The 3000-nt window shown below is 33.0% G+C and carries 2 protein-coding genes; one reads left to right on the top strand and one right to left on the bottom strand.

Annotation, left to right across the window (positions count from 1 at the left end; translation table 11 throughout):
* Positions 1-286 precede the first annotated feature (286 nt).
* On the top strand, positions 287-1534 hold the full coding sequence (locus LCF60_RS24085) for a transposase (protein ID WP_292295062.1): 1248 nt from the start codon (positions 287-289) through the stop codon (positions 1532-1534).
* Between the two features lie 798 nt (positions 1535-2332).
* Here LCF60_RS24085 and LCF60_RS24080 read toward each other — a convergent pair.
* A partial coding sequence (locus LCF60_RS24080) for a hypothetical protein (RefSeq protein WP_292295061.1) occupies positions 2333-3000 on the bottom strand: 668 nt, incomplete at its 5' end.

Raw genomic sequence — 3000 nt, 5'->3', positions numbered from 1 at the left:
ACAATGACCCCCCCTTTTTTCGTGTTATAATTGAATCGCAAAAACCAAATTATCCACGGAAAGGAAGTCATTGTTATGCAATCAATTATAACTCATTTACTGTTATTAATACAATACCAAAACCAACTTGAGTTTCCGTATTTTATCCACAACTTAGTAAAATAACCATTGTGGTTATGAACAGATTTAATTAAATGCCCAAAATATAAGGAATCCACGTCCTTTTTGTAGTAGAATTAAGTTATCAAACAAAATCTACACTAAACAATAAAGAAAGGGATTCCTTATGACTAATTCTACAACAAATACCTATACAATGAAACGTGAAATTATAAATTTTTCAAACAATATTTCAAAAAATTTATCAAAGCCTGATCGTAAATTTATCGCTGACATGACTTACGGTATGCTTGCAGCTAAAAGTTGTTTGCTTACAGATGTAGTTGATAAGCTTCATGAAAAAATTAAAAAGAAAAATACTGTTGAACGTCTATCTAGACATCTTCTTAAAGGAACACCTAAAGATACTCAAAAGAACTATCTTAAAATGATTTGTAATCAGGTTCCTTCCAAGCCAATAATCCACATAGATGATTCTGATATAACTAAACCAAATGGATATATGTTTGAAGCTTTAGGTACTGTACGTGATGGTTCTGAGAGCACGAAATCCAAAAGTATTTATAAAAAAGGATATCATGTTACAGAAGCATGTGTCTTGAATAAAAGTAACCATCCAATAAGTTTCTTTTCTAAAATTCATTCATCTACTCAAAAGAATTTTAAGTCTAACAATTCTATCACATTTACAGCTATGGAACATGGTGCAAAATTATTTAACAAAGCCACTTATGTTATGGATAGAGGATATGATAACAACAAAATGTTCTTAAAGTTAGATGAACTAAATCAGGACTATGTAATCCGTTTAACATCCAAAAGAAAGTTACTTTATCACAATAAATGGACCAAAGCTACAGAGCTTTGCAATCGACGTAAGGGTAAAATTAAAATGCCTTTGTTTTACAAAGGTGAAGAACATAATGCATATCTTTCACATATCAAAGTCCAAATCACAGCATCTAGAAAAGATATTTATCTTGTTCTGGTATACGGTATTACCAAACATCCTATGATGTTGGTAACCAACAAGGAAATTAAGTCAAAAGAAGATGTAATTAACATAGCAAAGCTGTACTTTGGCAGGTGGCGCATTGAGGAATATTTTCGTAGCAAGAAACAAATATTTCAATTTGAGAACTTTCGTGTAAGAAAACTTTCAGCCATTAATGCTCTGAATTTTTATATTACACTTTGTATGGCTTTTCTAGCTAAGATAACAGAAAAGGCTGAAACAAATGAATTAAAGGTTGCAATTATTGAAACTGCTAATCCTATTAAGAAAAAAGTGCATTTTCATTATTATCGAATATCAAAAGGGATTGCCAGTATTCTTTCTTACGCAAGAGAAGGCGTCCGATTATGGTTTAAACCGACTCGACAAAAATGGCGACAGCTTTGCTTGGATTTGTGACTAAGTTGTAACTTAATAATCATACTAAAAAATCAGTTCTACTGAGGTCTATTTGTGTTGCACTTTTTATGTTTTTTTGAGTTAACAAAAGTATATTTCAATAAAAATCTAAGCTTTGAGTGGTTACTAAAGTTTTTTGACTATATTTATTGCATTTTGCGGAAACTCAAGTTAGAGTATTTTTGATTGAGTCAATTTACTGTAGGGAAAAGATGCAAAGACAACACCTTGATATTTTCAAGACATCGACATATTGTTAATTTAGTCGATAAAACATTATAGCATACATATCATTTGCTCTCAATGAAGAATTTTCTTTAGTAGCTTTGCACTTATCACCACAATTAGTCTGTTGCCAAGATTCAAATAAAAAAAACAAATATAAAGCCAAACCTTGGGACGCCGTCCCAAACCCTGTCCTCGCCGGAAAGCAGACGGGCATATGTGTATGCCCATGAACAAAAGGATGATTTAATGTTTGGATATAAAGGGTCTACGGCGTTGCCTTCGATAAACGAGCTAAAGCTCGCCCTTGACATCCATTGGAAATTGGTTGAAAAGGTAAAATTGAATTGATTGGAATTTGAGTTTTTAAAAAAGAATCCGCACTACCTGATCTTTTTATCCGCAGTTTCCTATCTTTTTCCTTAATGCTTTATACAACCCAGTCTTTCGTCCCTTCGTAATAGCTGTCAGATTACTATTCCACACATCCTCATATCCAGTAGCTCTCTTTTTTAAATCTGACAATAGTTCTTTCTGTATCCGCTGTCCTTTAGTTTTTTCTTTTCTTTTCTTTTATTCCATTACCAAATCATATATTTTGCCACCATTCTTTTTATAGATCAAAAGCTCTGACATCTTAGCAACAGAATTGGAATAATTATATAGAGGATCTTTATATTCCCCAAGTAAATCACGTATTGATTTATCCTCTAATACACGCTTCTTTAATATGCCTAAATCTTTTTGCCCAAGCTTCTTGCCTGAATTAAGTGTTTGTAGTGGCATATCTTGTTCAATGAGAAGTCTTTCAAGCTGTCCTTCTAATTGATCTTCTGTCAGATTAGGAAATTCTTTTCTTATGGTATTAATAGCCCTGTTCTTAACCTCAACAGGCACATTTTCTAACGTCCATTTTTTATCATTGTGAACACGATAAGTACGAGTTAAATAATATCCAAGATTATCTGTTATTTTAGCAGCCAAATCTCCCTCTACTAACCCTTCACGAATCATTTCTTTAGAAAGCGCATCAATTTGATTACGCATCTCAACAAGAGGTTCTCTTAGTTTTTCCGGCACTTTCTTAAGCACCTCTTGCCTGCTCGGTCTTTTTTCGAGTTCTAATTTACCAATCTCGCCAAAGCCAGCTGAAATGATAATTATGTTTTTGGTGCCATTGCTTATACAGTCATCGACCACGTCTTCAGCAAACACCCCTGGAACCACTATAACCACCATAT

The sequence above is a fragment of the Marivita sp. genome (assembly GCF_020055635.1).
Lineage (GTDB): Bacteria > Pseudomonadota > Alphaproteobacteria > Rhodobacterales > Rhodobacteraceae > Marivita.
This window is presented reverse-complemented; position numbering and strand designations above follow the sequence as displayed.